The organism is Rhodobium orientis (assembly GCF_003258835.1).
GTDB lineage: Bacteria > Pseudomonadota > Alphaproteobacteria > Rhizobiales > Rhodobiaceae > Rhodobium > Rhodobium orientis.
On sequence record NZ_NPEV01000190.1, the window covers coordinates 1 to 261 of the forward strand.

Here is a 261-nt window from a genome sequence, read left to right on the forward strand (position 1 = left end):
CTCTGGCAGTCATCCTGTCAATCATCATTGGAATTGTTGCTTCGTCAAATAAAATGGTGCCGCTCTATAAAGATTTGTCAGCTGAAGAAACCGGCCAAATCAAACAGGTGCTCGATGAAAAAGGTATTCCATCTGAAGTTGCGACTGACGGTTCAGTCATCAAAGTTCCGGAAGAAAAAGTCGATGAACTGAAAGTCGATCTTGCCGCAGAGGGCCTTCCGAAAAGCGGGAGCATCGATTATTCATTCTTTGGCGAAAATG

At 44.4% G+C, this 261-nt stretch carries 1 pseudogene; it reads left to right on the plus strand.

Annotated features, from left to right (window positions below):
- Nucleotides 1-261 (plus strand): annotated as a pseudogene (locus CH339_RS25785) (hypothetical protein); the annotation flags it as partial.